Consider the following 25,778-nt stretch of genomic DNA (forward strand, 5'->3'; position numbering starts at 1 on the left):
TAAAATATTATGTCTTCTGTAAGGTTATGCTTCTTCGTTCACATCTCATGAACGAATCTATTTTATTCTGTATAATAGTCCGAAGTCCAGTCTGTGAAATCCGGTGTATATGTATCATCTACATATGCCCCATCCCAATTGCTATAGGTGTCTGTATATGATGCATCATAATCTGTATAATCATAATCCCCTGTTTCCTCATTGCTATTTGATGTATCCGATGAATCCTCTGTTTCCTGTACCGCAACAGGATCATATCCTTCCACAGTGGTAACGTTTAAATACGGAAATGCTTGTGACATGATTTTTTTTGCCAGCCCAAGCACAAGTGAACTGTCATCCTGTGCCGCAGTATTTGGCTCATCGATTACCACATACACTACTACTTCCGGATTATCGAGTGGGGCACATCCGATAAAGGATAATACATACTTTCCATTATTACGCGGAAGCTTCTCCGCAGTACCTGTCTTTGCCCCAATATTGTATCCTTCCATTGCTGCTGTTTTACCTGTACCATAATCCATAACAGCTTTCAAATACGTCTTTACCTGTTCTGACGTTTGCTCTGAAATAGTTTTTCGAAGCAAAACCGGATTCTTTGTTTCTATAACTTTTCCATTTTCATCCTGGATTTGTTTTACAATATGTGGCTCATAGTAATTACCGCCATTTACCAGAGATGAGAATGCTGTTATCACCTGCGTCATTGTAACATTAAAACTCTGTCCAAATGAACTGGTCGCAAGATCCGTATCCCCCATTGTATCTTTGGTAAATAATAATCCTGCTGTCGAAGCTTCTCCCGGAAGATCAATTCCGGTATATTCCCCAAAGCCGAAAATATGCTGATATCGAATAAAGTCTTCAACACCTATCGATTCGGCAATTTCCATCAGTGCAACGTTACAGGAATTTGCTATAGCATCCGCAACTGTCTCTGTTCCATGTCCTGAAGTAAGATGACATCGGATATCCCAGTCTCCCACATGCAGATATCCTCCACACACATAGGTTTCATCCCCTTTGATTGCTCCTGTATCCAGACCTGTTGCCACTGTAAATGGTTTGATCGTCGAGCCTGGTTCAAATGCATCACTAACGCAAAAATTACGCCACAATTCATTCATTGCCTCAAACTGCTCATCCTCTGTTTTTGCATTCCAGTCTTCCGTCGAATAAATAGCAGACAAATCCCTTGGCTTATTTAAATCAAAATTAGGATAAGAAGCCTCTGCAAGAATTTCTCCGGTATTTGGATTCATGATCATCACTGCTGTATTCTTACTTCCCAGCTCATCTTCCCGTTCTTCACCGGTATGTTCTTCATTAAATTCTTTAATACACTGCTCTACAATGCTCTGTAATGTCACATCAATCGTCGAAACAACCGTGTTTCCATTTTTTGCATCTTTTACAGTTCTCTCTAATGATGCATTATCAGAAAAATAGCCATACTCTCTTCCATTCAATCCATTTAAAACATCATTATATGCACTTTCAATCCCCAGTGCTCCAATATTATCTACTGTAGCAAATCCAATCACATCACTCGCCAATGTAGCATATGGATAATTACGCTTATAATCATCCTCAAGCCAGATTCCTTTTACATTTGGATAGTTTTCTGTATCTTCCTCAATTGCCCTAAATTTCTGTGCTTTTTCATAAGTTATATTTTCTGCAAGTATCTGGTATCTGCTATCCGGGTTATCAGAAATGATTTGATCTACATCCCCTTCATTTATCCCAAAACAATCCGACAATACTTTCTTTGTAGGATTGATGTATTCTTCTTTGGAAGTCATAACATAAACATCGAGTATTACATTATATACTCTCTCGCTTGTCGCAATCTTAGTTCCGTTTCGATCGACAATATCTCCTCGTTTATATGGAATTACCCTGCTGTCATATGTCTGCTGATCCAAAACAATTTTTGTAAATTTGCTTCCTTTGGAAGCATTGATATATGTAATTTTTGCTATAAGAACAACAAAAGCCAGTATAACTGCCATAAATAGCATTACCAGCTTCTTTTGCATTCTTTTTGGAAATTTTCTTGTTAAAAATTGATAATTGTTTTTTTTATTCTTTTTGACTGCCATCTTCTTACCTTATTCTGACACATCTTTTGATTTTGCTAATACACCATCTTTTGGTATATCACTATACTGCGTTACACTGTCACTCTCTGGACCTGTATATTCCACCACGCTCCCCTGGGCTGCATATACCATTCCAAATTCGTTGATTGCTTTATTGCGAACCTCTTCCAGATTCACAGCATCTTCTGCACTTCGGTAAGCTGTATCATTTTCTTCTGTCAGATTTGAAAGTTCTTCTTGTAATGCCGTAATGTTTTCCGAACGACTTACAACCTCTGCCTGCAACTGCAAAAACATAACACTGATACATACTGCAAAAATTGCTGCTCCTGTCAGAAAGACAGCATATACAGGACTTATACTCTGTGCACGTTTTCGATTTTTACGCACCTGACGACTAGCTTTCGCACTCTGCTTTTTCGGCTTTTCTATCTGCTTTGGCACTGTTTCCGGCTGCAAAGCTGCACTTCCATAGACATACATTCTTCTGTGCTGTCCAGCATAATATTCTGCTTTACTATACGTCTTCATACGTCCTATATCTGCCATTGCTTTTTGCCTTTCTCTTTCACCAGGCTCTCCCCTCCTGATGAAATTCTATTTGATATACTCCCTTTATTTTGCTAACAGCGCTCAAAAATACGTAACTTTGCACTTTTAGAACGGCTGTTATACTCTAATTCTTCTTCACTTGGAAGAATTGGTTTCCTTGTAATGACCTTTCCTTTTGAAACATTTCCACATACACATACCGGAAAATGCGATGGACATATGCAAGGATTTTCATTTTTTCGAAATGCACTTTTCACAATTCTGTCTTCCAAAGAATGAAATGTGATAATGCATATTCTTCCACCAGGATTAAGCATCTCGATCATATCATCAAGCGATTCCCTTAAAACATCCAATTCTCTGTTCAACTCAATACGAATTGCCTGAAATGTTCTCTTTGATGGGTGTCCTGCTGTCTTTTGAAATTTCATTGGGATTGCATGACGAATAATCTCGTTAAGCTGTCCCGTTGTCTCAATCGGTGCTTTTTGACGCTCTATTACGATATGTTTTGCAATATTTTTCGCAAACTTGTCCTCTCCATAGTCACGAATCACCCTGAAAAGATCTGCTTCGCTATACGTATTCACGATTTCTCGTGCTGTCAGTTGCTGTCTTTGATCCATTCGCATATCTAACGGAGCATCTACTCGATAAGAAAATCCTCTTTCTGCAGTATCCAGCTGATATGACGATACTCCCAGATCGATCACAATACCATCAACTTTATCTACACCAATTTCATGAAGCCGTGACTTCATCTCACAATAATTGCTTCTTATTATTGTAACCTTCTCCCCAAAGTCACGTAATCTTTCGCTTGCAGCTTCTATTGCTGCTGCATCTTGATCTATACCTATAAATCTCCCCTGTTCGTTCAGACGACTGCAAACTTCAAATGCATGTCCACCTCCGCCTAACGTTCCGTCTACATAGATTCCGTCTGGTTTAATTGCCAGACCATCTACTGTTTCTTCAAGTAATACTGATTTGTGTTTAAATGCCATATCTTCCTCCATCTTTTCGCATTATATTACCAGCTCTTATGATCGCCGTTCGTCATAACCGTGCAAACACGCTCCTGACTCACTACTACTCATTATATCCTGATTCCAATTGCTTCCATTCGTTCTGCAATTGCATCCAAATCTTCTTCGCTGACCATACTGCGTTCTTCCCAAAGTCCTTTATCCCAGATTTCTACACGATCTTGAACTCCCACAAGAACAACGTCCTTTTCAAGATGTGCTGCTTTTCTGAGTGACGGCGGTACTAAAACTCTCCCTTGTTTATCGAAACTGCCCTCTGAAGCACTTCCAAAGAAATATCTCTTGAATATTCTGGCATCCTTATTCATCCGTGGTAAGGTTTCCAGTTCTGCTACAAATTTGTTCCACTCATCTTGAGAGTACACAAATAAACAGCCTTCCAGTCCATTGCAGATTACAAAGCTATCGCCCAAATCTTCACGTAACTTGGCTGGTATAATCAATCGGCCTTTTTCATCTATGCTGTGATTAAACTCTCCTAGTAACATTAAGAACTCCTTTTTAGAATTTATGGGCTCCACTTTTCTCCCACTTTATTCCACAATTCACCACTTCCTACCACTTAGAACCATTGTAAACCACTTCCCACCCTTTTTCAACCCCTTATTTTGTGAAAAAAATTAGAACTAAAAAAATCCACTGGACCTTTTTGTCGTATACACGGCAATAAAAAAAGAGACAGAAAAGATTTTTTTCTTCTCTGTCTCTTCTTTACTTCTTATCTTACTGAGAAATTGTTGATAAATAACTGTTAATCGCATCATAATTAACTGAAGCAACTTCTCTTTCCTGCTTTGACTCATATGTATCATATGCAGAATATCCTAACCATCCGACTAATGCCAAGCCTGCCAGCGACAATACACAGGTTCTTACAACACCCATAACTCTCTGTTTGCGGATATTCTTTTTTCTATTTGCTTTTTCCTGTTTATATCGATCTACTTTCTCCTGACTCATATAAACCTTCCTTTCATCTATTAAATCGCAACGATAATACCACCATCATTTGCATACATAGAACTTATTCCGGCTGTATCCACGATGATGCTCTTCTTTACTGCCATCTTCTCTAATAATATTTTTTCAAAATCTTTTGCTCTCTGTTCACAATTACAATGTGAAATTGCCAGCACTTTTTCTCTTGCATTCTCTGTTTCCTGTTCAACATAATCTGCCATCTTAACTAATGCTTTCTTCATTCCACGAGCCTGCGCTTTCTGACAAATCGTACCTTCCGGTGTTGATCCCATAACCGGTTTTATGTTCAATGCGCCTGCAACCAGTGCTTTGATTCCTGTTAATCTTCCATTCTTACGAAGTGTATCCAGATTCTCCAGTACAAAATAAGTATGCTGCCCTTCTATATAAGCTTCTACTGTATCGATCACTGTCTGAAAATCCATTCCGGCCTCTTCGCACTCCTGAATCTTTAATGCAATCAATGTCTCACCTATGGATGCTGAACAAGAATTAAATACATAGATGTCTTTTTCTCCATACTCTTCAAAGTACAAATTTCTTCCTAACTGAGCACTGTTATAAGAACCACTGAGCTCTGCCGATAATGTAACTACATAAATATGATCTGCATCACAATTATACTTCGCCAGATATTGCTCCGGTGAAGGACAAGAAGACTTTGGACTTTCCGGACATTCAGCAACTTTCTTTAAAAAATCTGCCTGATCAAATGTCTCATCATCTATAATATGATATTCTCCCACCTGCATAGTCAATGCGGCTGATACGAACATTCCGCTCTGTTTCATCTCATCTGTCAGTTCTCCGCAACTGTCAACAATCACTCTATAACTCATTGTAGTTCCTCCCAAATCACACTGTGTGTGATAAATTTCTATCACATGTAGTTTTTAATACTACATTATAATATATCATACTTTTGAGTGATTGAAAAGAGCTTTTTCATTCCATTTTGGGAAACCCATCTTATTGCGTTACTGTTCACAGTAACTGTGAACAGTAACCTTATTGCTTCAATTTAATTTTACGAGATATTCCAAGTGCAATTCCCATCTCTGTCATAAGAAACAAAATCGACGTACCTCCATAACTGATAAACGGTAATGTAACTCCCGTTGTCGGCATCATATTGGTCACTACGGCAATATTTAAAATAACCTGAAGCGAAATATGTGCAAAGATTCCACTTGCAATTAATGAGCCATAGAGATCCGGCGCATTCTTTGCAATAAACATCAAGCGATATAAAAGTAGTCCAAACAGTACGAGAACGACAATTACGCCGAACACGCCCAGCTCCTCGCATACAATTGTCAGAATCATATCATTTTGCACTTCAGGAATTACCCCCAGCTTTTGCGTACTATTTCCAAGACCTTTCCCAAAAAATCCACCGGATCCAATTGCATACAATCCCTGCATTACTTGAAATCCACCTTCATCTGCATGATTTTCCGGATCAAGCCAGGTGATTATTCGTCGCAGACGGAAGTTTTCACTACTTGAAATATTTACCGAAAGATATGAAAGTCCAACTACAACAACTACAGCTCCTGCAGCAATCAGCTGCAAAAATGGTTTTATCTTAGGATGTGCAACAAAGATTAATATCCCGGTAATCCCCGCAACAATAATCGCTGTACTTAAGTTATCTGTCAGAACCATTACACCACCTGCTGCAACTGCTCCAACTGCACAAACTCGTTCAATCCCTTTCTTTGACTGAATCTTAGGACCCAGCCTGCAGATTTCATAAGGGATTAACAAAATAACTGCAATTTTGGCAATTTCTGATGGCTGTAATGTCATCTTGCCGGGAAGCTGAAGCCATCTTCTTGATCCATATGCTTCTACTCCAAGCGGTGTTTTTACCAGCAGCATCAAAAACAAGGAAATATAATAAATCTGCCAGGAAAAAGCACCATACACATGATAGTCTAGTTTTGATACAAACAACATAAACGCAAAACTAACCGCACTTATAATTGCCTGCTTTGAAAAATAGAACATATCATTTCCAAAATCCGCATTTGCACTATATGCACTTGTACTATAAAGCATCACCAGTCCAAAACACATTAAGAAAACCAGAATCATTAATAAATCATAGTCAAAATATTGCGGATTCTGAACAAATAATTTAGACCATTGAAAGCTTTTCTTATTTGGTCTTACAGTTCCATTCTCCATATCAACATCCCCTGTTTATTCAAATCATCTTGCTGCCATTTCCGGATGAACCGGTTTGCCATGTTCAAAATATCTGTCATACCATACAAGGAAAATATAAACTGTCCAGATTTTTCTGCTATTGTCTGTTTTTTCATTTTTATTCTTTCCATTCTTATGGTCATCTAACATTTTGATCAGAAGTTCTGTATTAAAGAATTTGTTTGCTGCTTCTGACTGAAACATCTCTTTTACTCGGTTATAATACTTGTCCTCTTTTAGCCAAACACGCGTTGGAATTGGGAATCCCAGTTTTTTCTTTTCTGCTGTCTTACTGCGAATCACTTTTTCAGCTGCTCCTCGCAGTGCTACTTTAGTCTTTGGTGCACGTACTTTATAATCTAATGGCAATGTTTCTGCAAGCTCCAGTACTTTTTTATCCAAAAACGGAACACGAACCTCCAGAGAATTTGCCATTCCCATCTTATCACCTTTCATCAAAATATCATGAACCAGCCAAAGATGCATATCAACATACTGCATTTTTGTCACCGGATCTTTTCCCTGTACACGTTCATACAATGGTTTTGTCACTTTTTGAATCTGAGGTTCACAGCCCTTCTTTAAAATTTTATTTGCTTCACGTTCCGTAAAAATATTCGTTGCATTTGCAAAATAACGCTCTTCTAAGGTTTTTCCATGACGCATTAAAAAGCCTCTTCCCTTTGTTCCTCTAGGCAGGCAGTATTCTGCAAATTTGCCAAGCGCTCTTCGAATCGGCATTGGAATCTTATTAAAGCTCGTATGTTCCAATGGTTCACAATAAATATTATAACCACCAAACAGCTCGTCTGACCCTTCTCCCGAAAGCACAACCTTTACTTTTTTCGAAGCTTCCTCACTCAAGAAATATAATGCAATTGCTGCCGGATCTGCTACCGGCTCATCCATATAATACTGAATATCAGATAATTTATCCCAATATTCTTCCGGACTGATTACTTTTGCATCGTTTTGCATATTAATACTTGCAGCAAATTCTTTTGCATCCTGGATCTCGCTGTATTTTCCTTCATCAAAACCAACTGTAAATGTACGGTCAACCTGACCTAAATAGGTTAAATAACTGGAGTCTACACCACTCGAAAGATAGGAAGCAACTTCTACATCACTGATCTTATGCATCTCTACAGATTCTTTCATCACTGCTTCAATATCATCTACGATTTCTTCAAATGATTTTGTCGTATCTCCTGTAAAATCCGGTTCAAAATAACGTGTAATCTCCATCTTTTCATTTTCATAAGTAAAGTAATGTCCCGGCTGTAAGCAGAAAACACCTTTAAAAAATGTCTCATTTGTCGGAACAAACTGAAATGACAAGTAATTTCCAAGTGCATCTTCATTAAAAATCTTATCAAATTTCGGATGCTCCATAAAAGATTTAATTTCTGAACCAAACATCAATGTTCCATTCATCTGTGCATAATACATTGGTTTAATCCCAAAAATATCTCTTGCCCCAAATAGTTTTTTTGTTTTTGTATCCCAGATTACAAACGCATACATACCTCTCAGACGTTCTACCAGGCTTTCTCCCCATTCTTCATAGCCATGTATCAATGTCTCGGAATCTGTATTCGACACAAATACATGTCCTGCTTCCACTAATTCTTTTCTCAGTTCCTGATAATTGTAGATTTCCCCATTAAATACAAGTACCTTACTTCTGTCTTCGTTATATAATGGCTGGTCGCCAACTTCAGAAAGGTCGATAATACTCAGACGTCGAAACCCCAGCGCCGCATCTTCATCCACATATTTTCCTTCGCTGTCCGGTCCTCTGTGAATAATCGTATTCATCATATTTTCCAGAACCTCTTCACGATTTTCAACCTCTCCTACAAATCCTGCAAATCCACACATATAGTCTTTGTCTCCTTTTGTTGTATCCTGTTTGCTCGTTGTTCTTATTATTTTTACATATAATTCGTTCCTTATTATAGCTTTTTTTCTATCTAAAAACAACTTTTTTCTTTTTATGTCCTTATCTTCATTTCTTTTCACAAAACTTTTCATGAAAAAGGATACATTTTCTCCATGCAATAGGAAATTGTCTGTTCCACACTCAACCCATTTTCTATCGGTCTTTGTATAATAACTAATTTTGTGCCTGTTTTTTGCGCTGCTTCAATCTTTTCATCAAAGCCACCTGCTTTTCCCGATTCTTTTGTCACCAGATATGCTGCTTCTGTATAATGAAGCAAGGCAATATTCATTTCTGTTGAAAATGGTCCCTGCATAGCGATTAAATGTCTGCCTTCAAATCCTAGTTTAGCCGCATCTGTCATAGAATTTTTTGTTGAAAGCACACGCGCATAACATCTGTCTTGATAATCCTTAAGCTGAGTATATTTTTGAAGTTCTTTTCCACCTGTCGTAATTAATATGTTTCCTTTCGTCTCCTGCAAATAAGAAACTGCTTTATCGACATTCTCTGCCCAGACACAATTTTCATTTTCAAATGCTTCATTTTCCGCTTCTCTGACACAACGGATATATTTTATTTTTCCATTTTCGCATGCTTTCTGTATATTTTCTGTCACCACTCTTGCAAATGGATGGGTTGCATCGATCACAATATCTATCTTATATAGATTTAAAAATTCTTGAATTTCTTCACGATCCATTCTCCCTGCTATAATCTCAGCTTCGGACTGTTCTTCTGCACACACTTTTCCATACTCAGTTGCAACGCTGACATAAACCTTTGCCGGCAGTCTGCACACTGCTTTTGCGATTTGATTTCCTTCTGTTGTCCCGGAAAATATCAAAATCCTGCACATTTCCAATTCTTCTTTATCGTTCTTATCCACGCCAAAACCTGTTCTTTCTTAAAATAAAACTTCCATCTTTTTCTGTACAATAGCTACCGTCATACCATCCAATTTCAGTTTATCTAATATCATCCTTCCATCCGGGCAACAATATTTTGCAGCTCTCTCACATACATTATCCACACCGGTAACCGATGCCACAAATTCTGAACTACTACTAACACACTCTACTTTTTTCAGCTTTTCTGCCGAATATGTCAAAAATGGAATTTGATAGTTCTCCGACAGTTTTTTTATCGCCGGTTCTTCTTTCTTTAGATCAATACTTGCAAATGCTAAAATTTCAGCCAAATCTATTTGAACTTGTGCTAATGCTAACTGAAGACCTTTTTCTAATTTTATATAAGATATGTTTTTTCTACACCCCAGACCTATAACATATGTTTTCGCAAGCAAATATAATCTGTTCGATTTTTGATTTTCTTCTTTTTTTTGAGCTGTCACAATAATTCCATATTCAAATTTATCCAATTCTCTTTCTGATTCACAACACACGACTTCTTTCGGCACTTTCCCTTTGTAACCAAGTTCACTGTAAAATCCTATCTTTTTTTCTTCCAAAACAGCTGCCGAAATTTCTTTTGCCAGTTTTCTGTCTGTAATTTGCAGTCTGTTTTTCTTTGCAAACACATCTACTGCAAATTTCTTCTGTACATCTGTCGCTGTCGTAATAACCGGCATTGCACCCATACAGTTTTCTATCATGTGCGCAAGCTCTATTCCCCCTCCGACATGACCAGATAGGACTGGTATGCAATATTGAGCTTTTTCATCCATCACCAATACTGCAGAATCTGAATATTTATCTTTCACCCACGGAGCGATTAAACGCACTGCAATCCCTATTGCACCAATAAAAATAAAATCTTCTTTCCCCCATTTTTTCCCAATCCATAAAGACAAATATTCTGGCATGGGTTCTAAATCACACTCTACGGAAAAACGTTTTATCGTATATCCAATGCAATCATACTCTTGTTCTGTTAAATAGCTACACAGCTCTTTATTTTTTTGACTTCCTTTTTTTGTAAAACTTAATACGTTAATTTTCTTATTCATCTCTGTATATATTCTGAAAATCCTCCTTTTGCATACCATATGCAAAAGGAGGGTTTATTGTAATCATTCTATATTTTACTTACTTTATAAACATCGCATCCCCGAACGAGAAAAAGCGATATCTTTCTTTTACTGCTTCTTCATAAGCTGCCATCACATGTTCTTTTCCGGCAAGTGCAGACACTAACATAATCAATGTTGATTCTGGAAGATGGAAATTTGTGATCAGGCAATCTAACATTTTAAATTTATATCCCGGATAAATAAATATTTCTGTCCATCCACTGCATGGCTTCAAATGACCGGTTTCATCTGCTGCTGACTCAATCGTACGACAGCTTGTTGTTCCTACGCAAATAACGCGCCCCGCTCCATCTTTGGCACGATTAATTTTCTCAGCTGCTTCTTCATCTACCTGATAAAATTCAGAATGCATATGATGTTCTGTGACATCTTCTACTTTTACCGGACGGAATGTTCCAAGCCCAACGTGTAAAGTCACACGTGCAATATCAACACCCTTTTCCTGAATTGCATCCAGAAGCTCTGATGTGAAATGCAATCCTGCAGTCGGAGCTGCAGCAGACCCCTCGTTTTTTGCGTATACAGTATTATAACGATTACGATCCTGTAACTGATGTGTGATATATGGTGGCAGCGGCATCTCGCCAAGCTGATCCAGAACCTCTTCAAAAATTCCTTCATAATGGAATTTTATCAGTCGGTTTCCTTCCTCTACCACTTCGATAACTTCTCCAATCAGCAATCCGTTACCAAAGCTCACCTGTGCTCCGACTTTCATCTTTTTGCCAGGTTTTACAAGTGTCTCCCAAACGTCTTTTTCTTTACGTTTTAATAAGAGTACTTCTATCTTTGCTCCTGTACCAATCTTTTCACCGATCAGTCTCGCCGGAATTACCTTTGTATCATTAATCACGAGACAATCTCCCGGATTCAGATAATCAATAATTTCTTTAAATATATGATGCTCTGTCTTACCTGTTTCTTTATCTAATATAAGCAGGCGAGAACTAGAACGATCCTCCAGAGGATCCTGAGCAATCAGTTCCTCTGGCAGATCATAATAAAAATCACTTGTTTTCAATGACTTGTCCCTTCTCTTTCTTATTTACGAAGTTCAATTCCCATTTCTTCCAATGCTTTTAAGATCTTGTTCATCGCTGCTGTAATATCAGCCTCTTCCAAAGTCTTATCTTTTGCACGGAATACAATTGAATATGCAACAGACTTAAATCCTTCTTTAATCTGAGCTCCCTCATACAGGTCAAACAAAGCAAAGCTTTCCAGATAATTTCCGCCTTTTTTTGCAATAATATCTTCAATCTGTCCAACCAGGATTTCTTTTGGTACTACCATACTCAAATCACGGGAAACCGCAGGATATTTTGCAATACCTGTATATTTTCTGTCAAATGTTGCATATTCCAGAACAACTGGCATATCAATCACTGCGACATATGCTCTTTCTCCGATTCCATAAATATCAGCAACATCCGGGTGAACTTCTCCCAAATATCCAACCACTTTTCCATCATACAAGATATTTGCCTGTCTTCCTGGATGCAGATAAGATTTTCCTGCATTTGGATCGTAGCTTTCACGTCCCTTCATTCCAATCTTCTCAAAGAACTCTTCTACAACACCTTTCATATTGAAGAAATCTCCATCCCCATACATACCAAGAGTAAACTGCATTCTTTCATCCGGGAGTTCTGTAAGTGGAAGCTTTTCTGGAATATAAACATTTCCAAGCTCATACAGACGTACATTTTTATTTCTTCTGTTATAGTTTGTAGCAAGTGAAGTTAACATTCCATTAAGAGATGTTGTTCTCATAATGCTATAATCTTCACCAAGTGGATTCATAATCTCGATTGCCTGACGCAATGGTGAATCTGCCGGAAGTAATAATTTATCAAACACTTTCGGACTTTCAAATGAATATGACATTCCCTGGCTAAATCCACAGAATTCTGCAATATCTCTTGCGACCTGTTCTACTCTCAGTTTAAATGTCAGCTTACCTGTTGTTGCCTCTCCATTTGGAAGTGTTGTAGGAATGTTATCATATCCATAAAATCTTGCCACTTCTTCTGCAAGGTCTGCAAGACGGAATAAATCATGACGGAATGTAGGTGCGATCACTTCGTTTGTATCTGCATCATATTCCAAATCAATCTTCGCAAAATATGCCAGCATATCTTCTTTTGAAATGTCTGTTCCTAACATTCTGTTGATTCTATTTTCATCAAATGGTACACGAACAGGTTCTTTCTTCTTACTGTATACGTCAACTGTTCCGCCTACAACTTCTCCTGCGCCCAGTTCTTCAATCAACTGACATGCACGGTCAATTGCCGCTTTTGCATTGTTTGGATCCAGTCCTTTTTCAAATTTTCCTGAAGCATCTGTACGAAGTCCGACTCTCTTACTTGATTTACGAATGTTTACTCCATCAAAACATGCCGCTTCGAAAAGCATTGTCTTTACATCATCTGTGATCATTGAGTTTTCTCCACCCATGATACCTGCAATACCTACTGCCTTCTCGCCATCGCAAATCATAAGAACATCTTTATCCATCTGACGCTCCTGTCCGTCTAATGTAACAAACTTCTGTCCGTCTTCTGCATTTTTAACAACAATCTCATGACCTGCAAGTGTATCAAGATCATATGCATGCATCGGCTGACCATACTCTTCCATCACATAGTTTGTGATATCTACAAGGTTGTTAATCGGACGGATTCCAACTGATGCAAGTCTTCTCTGCATCCATTCTGGAGATGGTCCGATTTTGATATTTTTTACAACTCTTGCACAATAGCGTGAACAAAGCTCTGTATTTTCTACAGTCACTTTTACATAATCATTAACATCTTCCTGATTGCCTGTCTCTGTTACAACTGGTGGTTTAAATTCTTTATTAAATGTCGCTGCTGCTTCTCTTGCGATACCAACAACACTGTAGCAATCTACACGATTTGATGTGATTTCGTACTCAAATACAACATCATGAAGTCCAAGTACTTCTACTGCATCTGCCCCAACTTCTACATCATCTTTGAAAATATAAATACCATTTTCCGGAGCTTCCGGATACATATCTTTTGTAGAACCAAGCTCCTCAATGGAACACATCATACCGAAGCTTTCTACTCCACGGAGTTTTCCTTTTTTAATCTTAATTCCGCCCTCTACTCTTTGTCCAGGCTCGTGACCTCCTGCAACGCGTCCTCCATCAAGAACTACCGGTACCTTTGCACCTTCAAATACATTATGGGCACCTGTTACAATCTGAACCTGCTCTGTTCCTACATTTACCTGGCAGATTATCAGTTTATCTGCATCTGGATGCTTTTCAATCTTATCAATCTGACCTACAACAATCTTATCCAGATCTGCATCTAATTTTTCAAATCCCTCTACCTTTGTTCCTGATAAAGTCATTGCGTCTGTATATTCCTGCGCTGTGACATCCAAATCTGGCACATACGCTTTAATCCATGATAATGAAGTATTCATGTTTTAAATCTCCTTTTTATTATTTCATTATTCGCTTATTGTTCTGTTCGCCAAAAACAATTTTCCTCTTTATTTATGTTTGTTTTACCTGCTCACTAGAATTGTTTCAAGAAACGAATATCATTTTCATATAATAATCTCATGTCATCAATCTCGTATTTCAATAATGCGATACGTTCCAGACCTACACCGAAAGCAAATCCATTGTATTCTTCCGGATCAATTCCGCACATTTCCAGTACGTGTGGATGAACCATTCCGCATCCGAGAATCTCAATCCATCCGGATCCTTTACAGAAACGGCATCCTTTTCCACCGCATTTAAAACAGCTCACATCCACCTCTGCACTTGGCTCTGTAAATGGGAAATGATGTGGACGGAATTTTGTCTTTGTATCTGGTCCGAATAATTCTTTTGCAAATACTTCCAAAGTACCTTTTAAATCTGCAAATGAAACATTTTTATCGATTACAAGACCTTCAATCTGATGGAAGGATGGAGAGTGTGTTGCATCTACTTCATCAGAACGGAATACTCTTCCCGGTGCAATCATACGGATTGGAAGTTTTCCCTGTTCCATCACTCGTGCCTGTACCGGAGATGTCTGTGTACGAAGTACGATATCTTTATTAATATAGAATGTATCCTGTTCATCTTTTGCAGGATGATCTGCCGGAATATTCAATTTTTCAAAATTGTACAGATCGTACTCTACTTCTGGTCCTTCAACTACTTCATATCCCATTCCTACGAAGATTCTTTCTACTTCTTCCAATGCAATTGTGTTTGGATGTCTATGTCCTACACTATTTTTCTTAGATGGAAGTGTAACATCGATTACTTCTGCTTTCAGTTTTTCCTCGCGGATTGCTTTTTCCATCTTTGTTTTTGTCTCTTCCATAATCTGCTCAATTGCAGCTCTTGTCTCATTAACAAGCTGACCAACCTTTGGACGTTCTTCTGGAGCAACATCCTTCATACCTTTCAATACAGCTGTTAATTCACCTTTTTTTCCAAGGAATTTAACACGCACATCATTTAATTTTTCTGGAGCATCAGAAGCCTGAATTGCTTCAATTGCTTCTTTTCTGATCTGTTCCAATCTTTCTTTCATCATTTTTCTCCTTTCAAATGAAAAAAGCTCCATCCCCAAAAAGGGACGAAGCTTATATTATACTCGCGGTACCACCCTGTTTCCCAAAGTTATAACTTTTGGACACTCTGTTTGTGTAACGTACAACTTACGGTGTTCTCTACTTTATTTTTTCAAAAACACAGCTAACGTGGGAAATTCAATTACTATCTGAACTTAAGAAAATTTTCAGCCGATGATTCTCTCTCTCTGATAGAAGATAGCTCTCTACTGTACACGGTCTTCGCTTTTATGTTCATTTTATTTTTCAAAATTACCCCTATATTTTATCATATTCATACTGTTTGTCAAGTTTGATTTTCTGATGATTCCTCTTCTTTCTCATGTGCAAACATCTTAATTGCCCTTTGTAACAGGGCATTTACTTCTCCTCCAAGCAAAATGACATACATACACATATAAAGCCAGAGCATAATTAAAATAATCATCGTAAGGCTTCCATACATTGTTGTAAATCCGGTAAATATATCAAGATAAATAGAGAATACAAACGAAATCACTTGCCACGCACACGCTGTAAATATTGCTCCTGGGAGTTGTTTCTTCATTGTTGTTTTCCCTATATTCTTTCTGTTCGGCAAATATTTATATACTGTATCCCAGAATAATGTAAGAATACATAATGTAATCAGAGTTCTGCTTCGAATAACCGTATCGATTAATCTGACTAACACCGGAAAATGTTGATTTAACATAATTGCAATCCGATTACCAAATACAGATAAAACAAGTGACAAAATAATTGCCACCAAAAATATCACTGTATACAATGATGCTCTGATTCGCAAATATACATAATTACGTGTTTCTCTGCTTTCATATACGCAATTCAGTCCATTTGTAATCGACAGTACTCCTCTCCCTGCCGACCATAACGCCACTAGAACTGTGATTGGAATGATTGTGCCAGACTGGCTGTACACCTGATCCACTATAGATTCAATCAACCCTTCTACTGTCGTTGGAAATGCCTGCAGTACAGCATTCATAATATAATCCTTTGTTAATGAGGTAAATTGTACCATCGTTAACAATAATAATATGATTGGAATCATGGATAAGACGAAAAAATAAGCTGCCTGAGCAGCATAGGCTCCTGTATGATGCGAGCTCACCACATCCATAACACGAAACGCATATCCTTTTATTCGATTAAACTTTTCTTTCATATACTTCCTCATCTATCATTACATTTTATTGTAACAACTCTAACTCTCCTCGCAGCTATGTATTTTTAATCCACACCGCATTCAGTTTTAATAGAATAGCATACCCAATCAAAATATTCAAGTATATCATTTCATGGACTATTCTGTAGCTTTCTGACAGATTTTACGCCTTAAAAAGCGGGCTCAGTCAACGATGACCAAACCCGCTTTTGCTATATTCATTTAATTATAGAACTGAAATTTTGTTTATCGGTTATTGATTGCTGTAATCAATGCGTCAATCGATGCATGGATAATATCTGGATCTACTCCGGCTCCCCATGCAAGCTTGCCACTTGGAGTCTGGATTCCCACATAAGCAATTGCCTGTGAACTTGAGCTTTGTTCCAGAGCATGTTCCTGGTAAGTTACCAATGAGAAATCTAAATTATAAGCTTTCTTTAAAGCATTACTTACTGCATCCAATCGACCATTTCCTGTTGCTTCTGTTGTAATTGTTTTTCCTTCATATGTAGAAGTAACCTGAGTTGTAATTCCATCTTTCTGTTGGAAATGTACTTCGTTGATGCTGTATGGTGATGTAATATTTTCAAATTTTTCTTTAAATAATTCAAAGATTTCTTCTGGCTGCAGTTCAGCATGCTTGTGGTCAGAAACACTCTTCGTTGCATAACTCATTGCCTCACGCATCTTTGGCGGAAGATTAAGTCCAAATCGAGTTTCCAAAATATAACCAACTCCACCTTTACCTGACTGACTGTTGATTCGTATAACATCTGCATCATAGCTTCTTCCGACATCAGTAGGATTGATTGGAAGATACGGAACTGTCCAATGATTTGGATCTTTTTCGTCAATCCATTTCATTCCTTTTGCGATTGCATCTTGATGTGAACCAGAAAATGCAGCAAACACCAATGCTCCACTATAAGGACTTCTTTCTCCTACTGTCATGCCTGTATATTCTTCGTACTTTTCTACGATTCCCGGCATATCAGAAAAGTCAAGTTTCGGATCAACACCCTGTGCATACATATTCATTGCAACTGTAATAATATCCACATTACCTGTACGCTCACCATTTCCAAACAATGTACCTTCCACACGGTCTGCCCCTGCTAAAAGTCCAAGCTCTGTATCTGCAACCCCGCACCCTCTGTCGTTATGTGCATGCTGTGAAAGAATTACATTCTCTCGGTATTTCAAATTCTTTGACATGTATTCCACCTGGCTTGCGTAAACATGTGGCAAAGATAATTGTACCGTTACCGGAATATTGATGATTGCTTTCCTTTCCGGTGTCGGCTGCCATACATCCAGCACTGCGTTACATACTTCTACTGCATAATCCATCTCTGTACCTGTAAAGCTCTCTGGACTATACTCAAAATAAAGATCCTGTCCTGCTTCATCTGCCAGTCTTTTTAATAATGCTGCTCCATCGATTGCAATCTGTTTTACTTCTTCTTTTGACTTGCGGAATACCTGCTCTCTTTGTGCATAAGATGTTGAATTGTATACATGAACAATTGCTTTTTTTGCACCTTTGATTGCCTCAAATGTTTTCTTGATAATATGTTCTCTTGCCTGTGTCAACACCTGAATGGTTACATCATCCGGGATCAGATTCTGCTCAATCAAAGTACGGCAGAATTCATATTCTGTTTCAGACGCTGCCGGAAATCCGACTTCAATTTCTTTAAATCCAATCTTTACGAGTAATTTGAAGAATTCTACTTTCTGTTCAAGACTCATTGGAATCACCAATGCCTGATTGCCATCTCGTAAATCCACGCTACACCAGATTGGAGCTTTATCAATATATTCTTTTTCTGTCCAATCCAGACACTTTGTTGGCGGCATATAATACTGTCTTTTGTACTTATTGTGATTCATCATGATTCATTTCCTCCTCGTTTTACATACCATTATATTTTTTATGCAAAAGAAAAAGTCCTCCGTCTCGCAAAATATCTTTGCAAGAGACGAAAGACTGCTATTTATCAAGTCCTACGCGGTACCACTCTTATTTATGAATGTTACTTCATACACTTATCAGATACAGGCTTTGTATACTCATATACAAAACGATATATCTACCCTAGATAACGGTTGGGTTCCGTCTGCGTCTACTCTTCTGAACCTGTCTGCCAGAATTTGGGGCAGCCGCTCCGAGGCCAGTTCCATCTATTCTTTCAACTGCTTCTCACCAACCAGCAGCTCTCTGAATTCAGATATAAATGTAATAATCCTCTTCATAGCTTTTTTCTATTACATAGGAAAAGAGTACCATCATCTGGTAATCTTGTCAATGTTTTTCCTGAATTTTTATGCATATTTTTTATGTATGTTTTTAGTCTTTCCTATCATACAAAAAGGCAGCCATTACTGACTGCCTCTTCTTTCGTATATCCCCAAAATGCCGTTCCCTGTCTTCTGACTCCTAGCTTCTGCTAGGTGGGCGTCCGCATCTGCTTTTCTGTCTTCCACTGCATAATGATGGCCTGACATATTACAGAGATTTGAGAGTCCCGTTTAAAGTAATGTAGGTTCAAAACAACAAGGTTATCGAACATCTCAGGTGATTTTTTCTCTGAGAGTATTATAACTCATTTACATACTTTTTACAACATCAAGATATTGGAAATTGTTGCAAATTATAACCACATCAGATTAAAAATACTGTTTTTTTAATTTTGTAGTATAAACCAAAAAACCAACAAGTACGATCAAGAATAAAATATTTGCAATTGTATCCACTATTCCGACTGGTTTGACAAATGAATTGATCATATCAATTACACCATATATTGTTGTAACTATACCAAACACAAGTACTGACGGAAGTGCCTTTTCCAGAAATGCTTTTTTATTTTTACATTTTTTTGCAACATAAGCATTTCCTAACAGAAGGATCTCATTGATCTCACCTGTTTTTTTCATTTTAATATATGCATATAATGTATATATACCACATCCTAATACGATTAGACTTACAAATCCAAATACGTCATTCATTTTTTACTCCTCTACACCGAGAATTTCTTTTACGGTCTCTTTCATTTTATCTACATCGCACTCTTTTGTATGTCTAATCTGTGCGTTGCGAATTTCTTCAATTGCATTCGGAATCGCTACTCCTGAAACCTTCTCAAGTTCGTCGATCAATGCAAATTCTTCTAATTCATCATATTTCTCATCAATTGCTGTCATTACACTTCTTGCAAATTTATAAGGGCTTGCTGTTGATGCAACCAACATCTTTTTCTGATCCTTGCTTGCATCACGATATGCCCTGCTTACATGTGCTGCAACAGCAGTATGTGTATCCATCACATATCCTGTAGACTTATAAGTTCCACCAATTGTCTCTTTTGTTTCTTCTTCTGTAGAATATCCACCTTCGAAATCAGATAATTTTTCTTTCATCTCAGGAGTAATTTCATATACACCATCTTTTTTCAAAGCTTCCATCAACTCACTGTTTTTCTTAGCATCCTGTCCTGCAATTGTATAAATCAATCTTTCCAGATTGCTTGAAATCAAAATATCCATCGATGGTGATGAAGTCAAAACAAACTCTCTGTTTCTATCATATTTTCCTGTTTTAAAGAAATCAAACAAAACTTTATTTTCATTAGAAGCACAGATTAATTTTGCAATCGGAACTCCCATCTGTTTTGCATAATAAGCAGCAAGAATATTTCCAAAGTTTCCTGTTGGAACTGTAACATTAATTTCTTCGCCATTTTCAATTTCTTCATTTTCAAGTAGTTTTGCATAAGCATATACGTAATAAACAACCTGCGGAACCAGACGTCCGATATTGATTGAATTCGCTGATGAGAACTGATATCCTGCATCTGAGAGTTCTTTTTCTAACTCTTTATCCTCAAAAAGTGCTTTCACGCCACTCTGAGCATTGTCAAAATTACCATGAATTGCAACAACCGAAGTATTATCCCCTTTCTGTGTCACCATCTGTAATTCCTGTACTTTACTTACACCGTTCTTTGGATAAAAAACAATAATTTTAGTTCCCGGTACATCTGCAAATCCGGCAAGAGCAGCTTTTCCAGTATCACCTGAAGTAGCTGTTAAAATCACAATATCTTTTGTGACATTATTTTTCTTTGCAGCTGTTGTCAACAAATGTGGCAGGATAGATAATGCCATATCTTTAAATGCAATGGTTGCTCCGTGGAACAATTCCAAGTGATATGTATCACCTACTTTTACAAGTGGAGCAATTACTTCTGTATCGAATTTGGAATCGTATGCACTATTAATACAATGTTTCAATTCTTCTTCTGTAAAATCTGTTAAGAACTGTTTCATAACAGCATACGCTGTCTCCTGATAAGACATCGTTTTCAATTCATTCATTGTCACATCTAATTTTGGCAGTTCTGTTGGCACAAATAAACCGCCATCTTCTGCAAGACCTTTTAAAATTGCCTGAGAAGCTGTTACTGTCTTATCTGCGTTTCGTGTACTCTTATATAATAAGTTCATCTTTTCATCCTCACATATTATTTTCTACTATTTGTATAGTTTACAAGTCCGCCCGCTGCGATTAATTTCTGCATAAACTCTGGGAAAGCCTGTCCCTGAAATTCTGTTCCTTTTGTACGGTTATAAATTTTTCCACTGTCAAAATCTACTTCTACTTCATCTCCGGCATCGATTCCTCTTGCTGCTTCCGGACATTCGATGATTGGAAGACCAATGTTAATTGCATTACGATAGAAAATTCTTGCAAATGTCTCTGCAATAACACAGCTTACACCTGCTGTTTTTAAACAAAGTGGAGCATGCTCTCTGGATGATCCGCAGCCAAAGTTTTTATTTGCTACGATCAAATCTCCCGGCTGTACTTTTTTTACAAAATCCGGATCGATATCTACCATTGCATGGCTTGCCAGTTCCTGTGCGTCAAATGAATTCAAATATCTTGCTGGAATAATAACATCTGTATCCACGTTATCCCCATACTTAAATACATGTCCTTTTGCTTTCATTATTTGTCACCTACTTTCTCTGGATTAGCGATGCATCCTGCAATTGCACTTGCTGCTGCAACTTCCGGTGATGCCAGATAAATCAATGAATCAACATGTCCCATTCTACCTACAAAATTACGATTTGTTGTTGAAACACATTTCTCTCCTGCTGCCATAACTCCCATATGACCTCCCATACAAGGTCCGCAGCTTGGCGTATTCACAGCACATCCTGCATCTACAAAAATATCAAGAAGACCTTCTTTAATACATTGCTTATAAATCTTCTGTGTAGCAGGAATTACCATTACACGTACATCCGGATGAACAGTGTGTCCTTTCAGAATTGCTGCTGCTTTTCTCATATCTTCCATACGTCCATTTGTACAAGATCCGATCACTACCTGATCAATCTTAATCGGCTCCATTGCTTCAATCTCATCAATTGTCTTGGCATTTCCAGGTAAATGAGGAAACGCTACAGTCGGACGCACTTCTGCAAGGTTGATTTCAACGACCTGCTCATATTGTGCATCTTCATCTGCCGTATACACTGTATACTCTTTCTTTGTATGCTCTTTCAAATACTCTTCTGTCTTATCGTCTACAATAAAGATACCATTTTTAGCACCTGCTTCAATTGCCATGTTCGCCATTGTAAATCTGTCATCCATAGAGAGATTCTCAATCCCATCACCTACGAATTCCATTGATTTATATAAAGCTCCATCAACACCGATTTTACCGATAATATGAATAATAATATCTTTACCACTTACATATGGTCCTGGTTTTCCTGTTAATACAAATTTGATTGCCCCTGGTACCTTGAACCACAATTCACCTGTTGCCATACCTGTAGCAATATCTGTTGTACCCACACCTGTAGAAAATGCTCCTAATGCTCCGTATGTACATGTATGAGAATCCGCACCAATAATACATTCTCCGGCAGCCACTACACCAGCCTCAGGAAGGATTGCATGTTCAACACCAGATTTTCCTTGTTCAAAATACCATTTCAATCCCTGTTCTTTCGCAAACTCTCGGATTGCTTTTGAATTTTCTGCTGATTTAATATCTTTGTTTGGTGTAAAATGATCCGGTACAAATACAACCTTATCCTTATCAAACACATGATCTGACATCTGTTTTACGATTGGCAGAGCCATAGGTCCGGTGATATCATTTGCCATCACTACATCTAATTTTGCCATGATCAGCTGTCCTGCCTCTACAGAGTCCAACCCTGCATGTGCTGCCAGGATCTTCTGTGTCATTGTCATTCCCATCGTGACAACCTCCTTTATGCCCAATATTTTCTTTTATCTGTTTCTTTATATTTGTTAATACCTTCGGACAGATATTGCCCGAAGGTTCTTTTGTAATTATTTTGCCTGAATATACCCCTTTGCTGTCAAAGCTTCTGCACAAAGGACAGCACCACCTGCTGCACCTCTTACTGTGTTATGAGACAGTCCAACGAATTTATAATCAAACATGCTGTCTTCTCTGAGTCGACCAATTGATACGCCCATTCCATTTTCATAATTTACATCCTGTGTAACCTGTGGACGATTATCTTCTTCTAAGTACTGGATAAACTGCTTTGGAGCACTTGGAAGGTTTGCTTCCTGTGGAAATCCTTTGAAATTCACAAGCTTTTCGATAAGCTGTTCTTTTGTAGGTTTCTTTTCAAAATTGATAAATACAGCTGCTGTATGTCCATTTAAAACAGGTACTCGGATACACTGACATGTAATCTTTGGAAGCTCGGCTTTCACGATCTGTCCATTCTCTACTCTTCCAAGTACACGAAGTGGCTCCTGCTCACTCTTCTCTTCTTCTCCTCCGATAAATGGAATAATATTTCCAACCATTTCCGGCCAATCCTTAAATGTCTTTCCTGCTCCTGAAATTGCCTGGTATGTTGTAGCAACAACTTCTTTTGGTCCAAATTCTTTCCATGCTGCCAGACAAGGTGCGTAACTCTGAATAGAACAGTTTGGTTTTACTGCAATAAATCCACGAGTTGTTCCAAGACGTTTTTTCTGATCTGCAATCACCTCAAAATGCTCTGCATTGATCTCAGGCACTACCATTGGTACATCTGGTGTCCAGCGATGTGCACTATTGTTTGAAACAACCGGAGTTTCTGTTTTAGCATAAGCCTCTTCAATTGCCTTGATTTCTTCTTTTGTCATATCTACTGCACTAAACACAAAATCTACTGTAGATGCAACTTTTTCTACTTCATTTACATTCAATACAACCAGTTTTTTTACTGCTTCCGGCATCGGAGTATCCATTTTCCATCTGTCTCCAACAGCATCTTCATATGTCTTTCCTGCTGAACGTGGGCTTGCTGCTACTGTTACTACCTCAAACCATGGGTGATTTTCAAGAAGAGAAATAAATCTCTGTCCTACCATTCCTGTTGCTCCTAAGATACCGACTTTTAACTTCTGTTCCATTATACATCTTCTCCTTTATCTAACTCTTCTATGATTTAACTGTATTATGATTATTCTGCAATCAAATATGCTTCTTCCTTTGCAATCACTTTTTCCATTGCAGCTTTTCCAGGTGCTCCTATCGTATTTCTCATCTCAACACAGGTTTTCATACTGATTGCTTCATAAATGTCTTCTTCAAATACCGGTGAAATCGCTTTGAACTCTTCCAATGACATATCATCGAGTGCAATATTCTTATCAATACAATATAACACCAGTTGACCTACAATACCATGTGCATCCCGGAATGGAACTCCATGGTTAACAAGATAATCTGCTGCATCTGTCGCGTTTGTAAAACCATTCTTAGCACTGTTTTCCATTCTTGTTTTATTGAATTTCATCGTGCGAAGCATTCCGGTAAATAATGCCAGACATCCTTTGGTTGTGTCAATCGCATCAAAAACAAATTCTTTGTCTTCCTGCATATCTTTATTATATGCCAGTGGAATTCCTTTCATCGTTGTCAACATAGACATCAATGCTCCATATACTCTTCCTGTCTTACCACGAACCAGCTCTGCAATATCCGGATTCTTTTTCTGAGGCATAATACTGCTTCCTGTACTGTATGCATCATCAATATCTACAAACTGATATTCATTTGAATTCCAAATAATCACTTCTTCCGAAAATCTACTCAAATGCATCATCACAGTCGACATTGCAGACAAAAGTTCAATTAAATAATCACGATCTGCGACAGAATCCATACTATTAAGTGTCGGTCCTTCAAAACCAAGCAACGTTGCAGTATATTCACGATCTAATGGATACGTAGTTCCTGCCAGTGCCCCTGAACCTAATGGACAATAATTCATTCTTGCGTAAATATCTTTCATCCGGGAGCGATCTCTTTTAAACATTTCAAAATATGCTCCCATATGATGTGCCAGTGTGATTGGCTGTGCTTTCTGAAGGTGGGTAAATCCAGGCATATAGGTTTCCGTATTCTCTTTCATAATTTTTAAGAGCACTTCCAATATATCCTTTAACAGCTTATCCAATTCCAGAATCTCATCTCGGGTATATAACTTCATGTCGAGTGCAACCTGATCATTTCTACTTCGCCCGGTATGCAGCTTCTTCCCTGCATCTCCAATTCTGTCAATTAAATTTGCTTCCACAAAACTATGAATATCTTCATATTTGTCCGTAATCTCTAATGTCCCATTCTCGACATCTTGTTTGATTCCGTTTAATCCTTCGATAATCTGTTTCTTCTCATCTTCTGTCAGGATTCCCTGTTTTGCAAGCATTGTCACATGTGCAATACTTCCCCGGATATCTTGCTCATAAAACTTCTTATCAAAGGAAATGGATGCATTAAAATTGTATACCAGCTGATCCGTTTCTTTTGTAAAACGGCCACCCCATAATTGTGCCATAGCCAATTTCCTCTCTTCTTTATTGTATTACTTTGTTCTGTAAGAATAAACTCCAGTCATATTCAGACTTTCTATATCTTCAGAGCGTTACTTTTGCACATTAGTTTAACATACTAAAGTGTTAATGTCTATCTTTTTTTCTGTGAGAGCACCAAAAAATAGATTTCACTCTGTTTTTTATTCT

At 37.9% G+C, this 25,778-nt stretch carries 21 protein-coding genes, 1 other RNA gene and 2 other annotated features; all 22 genes read right to left on the bottom strand.

Annotated elements, in window-relative coordinates; translation table 11 throughout:
• Nucleotides 1–62: 62 nt before the first annotated feature.
• Complete coding sequence (locus LQE94_RS08515; protein ID WP_240577448.1) at nucleotides 63–2,108, bottom strand: peptidoglycan D,D-transpeptidase FtsI family protein; 2,046 nt, start codon at nucleotides 2,106–2,108, stop codon at nucleotides 63–65.
• A 9-nt stretch (nucleotides 2,109–2,117) separates the two neighbouring features.
• Nucleotides 2,118–2,657: a hypothetical protein gene (locus LQE94_RS08520; protein ID WP_240577449.1), complete on the bottom strand. Its 540-nt coding sequence runs from the start codon at nucleotides 2,655–2,657 to the stop codon at nucleotides 2,118–2,120.
• A 74-nt stretch (nucleotides 2,658–2,731) separates the two neighbouring features.
• The gene (gene rsmH, locus LQE94_RS08525) at nucleotides 2,732–3,667 is read right to left on the bottom strand and encodes a 16S rRNA (cytosine(1402)-N(4))-methyltransferase RsmH (RefSeq protein WP_022076363.1); all 936 of its coding nucleotides are present in this window, start codon (nucleotides 3,665–3,667) and stop codon (nucleotides 2,732–2,734) included.
• A gap of 92 nt (nucleotides 3,668–3,759) precedes the next feature.
• Nucleotides 3,760–4,197, bottom strand: coding sequence for a division/cell wall cluster transcriptional repressor MraZ (gene mraZ, locus LQE94_RS08530; protein WP_022076362.1), 438 nt, complete (start codon nucleotides 4,195–4,197; stop codon nucleotides 3,760–3,762).
• Between the two features lie 235 nt (nucleotides 4,198–4,432).
• Nucleotides 4,433–4,669, bottom strand: coding sequence for a hypothetical protein (locus LQE94_RS08535; RefSeq protein WP_022076361.1), 237 nt, complete (start codon nucleotides 4,667–4,669; stop codon nucleotides 4,433–4,435).
• A 20-nt stretch (nucleotides 4,670–4,689) separates the two neighbouring features.
• On the bottom strand, nucleotides 4,690–5,529 hold the full coding sequence (locus LQE94_RS08540; RefSeq protein ID WP_240577450.1) for a DegV family protein: 840 nt from the start codon (nucleotides 5,527–5,529) through the stop codon (nucleotides 4,690–4,692).
• Between the two features lie 169 nt (nucleotides 5,530–5,698).
• Nucleotides 5,699–6,883, bottom strand: coding sequence for an FtsW/RodA/SpoVE family cell cycle protein (locus tag LQE94_RS08545; protein WP_240577451.1), 1,185 nt, complete (start codon nucleotides 6,881–6,883; stop codon nucleotides 5,699–5,701).
• A 24-nt stretch (nucleotides 6,884–6,907) separates the two neighbouring features.
• Nucleotides 6,908–8,788 (bottom strand): asparagine synthase (glutamine-hydrolyzing), encoded by a 1,881-nt coding sequence (gene asnB, locus LQE94_RS08550; protein ID WP_240577452.1) that lies wholly within the window; start codon nucleotides 8,786–8,788, stop codon nucleotides 6,908–6,910.
• A 149-nt stretch (nucleotides 8,789–8,937) separates the two neighbouring features.
• A complete protein-coding gene (gene cobK / locus LQE94_RS08555) occupies nucleotides 8,938–9,738 on the bottom strand; it encodes a precorrin-6A reductase (RefSeq protein ID WP_022076357.1) in 801 nt (266 codons plus the stop codon).
• Nucleotides 9,739–9,756: 18 nt separating this feature from the next.
• Nucleotides 9,757–10,818, bottom strand: a complete 1,062-nt coding sequence (locus LQE94_RS08560; protein ID WP_240577453.1) for a cobalt-precorrin 5A hydrolase — start codon at nucleotides 10,816–10,818, stop codon at nucleotides 9,757–9,759.
• 79 nt (nucleotides 10,819–10,897) lie between these two features.
• Nucleotides 10,898–11,923 carry a tRNA preQ1(34) S-adenosylmethionine ribosyltransferase-isomerase QueA gene (gene queA, locus LQE94_RS08565; protein ID WP_240577454.1) on the bottom strand — a complete coding sequence of 342 codons (1,026 nt, stop codon included), beginning with the start codon at nucleotides 11,921–11,923 and terminating at the stop codon, nucleotides 10,898–10,900.
• 20 nt (nucleotides 11,924–11,943) lie between these two features.
• Nucleotides 11,944–14,364, bottom strand: coding sequence for a phenylalanine--tRNA ligase subunit beta (gene pheT / locus LQE94_RS08570; protein ID WP_240577455.1), 2,421 nt, complete (start codon nucleotides 14,362–14,364; stop codon nucleotides 11,944–11,946).
• 95 nt (nucleotides 14,365–14,459) lie between these two features.
• Nucleotides 14,460–15,479, bottom strand: coding sequence for a phenylalanine--tRNA ligase subunit alpha (pheS, locus tag LQE94_RS08575; RefSeq protein WP_022076353.1), 1,020 nt, complete (start codon nucleotides 15,477–15,479; stop codon nucleotides 14,460–14,462).
• A gap of 38 nt (nucleotides 15,480–15,517) precedes the next feature.
• Nucleotides 15,518–15,751, bottom strand: a binding site (T-box leader).
• Between the two features lie 54 nt (nucleotides 15,752–15,805).
• Nucleotides 15,806–16,687, bottom strand: coding sequence for a YihY/virulence factor BrkB family protein (locus LQE94_RS08580; RefSeq protein WP_240577456.1), 882 nt, complete (start codon nucleotides 16,685–16,687; stop codon nucleotides 15,806–15,808).
• A 246-nt stretch (nucleotides 16,688–16,933) separates the two neighbouring features.
• A complete protein-coding gene (locus LQE94_RS08585; protein ID WP_022076351.1) occupies nucleotides 16,934–18,586 on the bottom strand; it encodes a 2-isopropylmalate synthase in 1,653 nt (550 codons plus the stop codon).
• A 79-nt stretch (nucleotides 18,587–18,665) separates the two neighbouring features.
• Nucleotides 18,666–18,955: a binding site (T-box leader), on the bottom strand.
• A 139-nt stretch (nucleotides 18,956–19,094) separates the two neighbouring features.
• A non-coding RNA gene (gene ssrS, locus LQE94_RS08590) (6S RNA) lies at nucleotides 19,095–19,274 on the bottom strand.
• An 86-nt stretch (nucleotides 19,275–19,360) separates the two neighbouring features.
• Nucleotides 19,361–19,705 (bottom strand): hypothetical protein, encoded by a 345-nt coding sequence (locus LQE94_RS08595; protein ID WP_118737088.1) that lies wholly within the window; start codon nucleotides 19,703–19,705, stop codon nucleotides 19,361–19,363.
• A gap of 3 nt (nucleotides 19,706–19,708) precedes the next feature.
• Nucleotides 19,709–21,202 (bottom strand): threonine synthase, encoded by a 1,494-nt coding sequence (gene thrC, locus LQE94_RS08600; RefSeq protein ID WP_240577457.1) that lies wholly within the window; start codon nucleotides 21,200–21,202, stop codon nucleotides 19,709–19,711.
• Between the two features lie 17 nt (nucleotides 21,203–21,219).
• Nucleotides 21,220–21,708: a 3-isopropylmalate dehydratase small subunit gene (locus tag LQE94_RS08605; RefSeq protein WP_022076348.1), complete on the bottom strand. Its 489-nt coding sequence runs from the start codon at nucleotides 21,706–21,708 to the stop codon at nucleotides 21,220–21,222.
• Nucleotides 21,708–22,982 (bottom strand): 3-isopropylmalate dehydratase large subunit, encoded by a 1,275-nt coding sequence (leuC, locus tag LQE94_RS08610; RefSeq protein WP_118737086.1) that lies wholly within the window; start codon nucleotides 22,980–22,982, stop codon nucleotides 21,708–21,710. Before leuC ends, LQE94_RS08605 begins: the two co-directional genes overlap by 1 nt.
• A 96-nt stretch (nucleotides 22,983–23,078) precedes the next feature.
• Entirely contained in the window at nucleotides 23,079–24,164 is a 1,086-nt protein-coding gene (gene asd / locus LQE94_RS08615; RefSeq protein WP_186865152.1) for an aspartate-semialdehyde dehydrogenase, read from the bottom strand.
• 50 nt (nucleotides 24,165–24,214) lie between these two features.
• Nucleotides 24,215–25,594, bottom strand: a complete 1,380-nt coding sequence (gene argH, locus LQE94_RS08620) for an argininosuccinate lyase (protein WP_240577458.1) — start codon at nucleotides 25,592–25,594, stop codon at nucleotides 24,215–24,217.
• Nucleotides 25,595–25,778: the final 184 nt, after the last annotated feature.

The organism is Mediterraneibacter sp. NSJ-151 (assembly GCF_022487435.1).
Taxonomy (GTDB): Bacteria; Bacillota; Clostridia; order Lachnospirales; family Lachnospiraceae; genus Schaedlerella; species Schaedlerella hominis.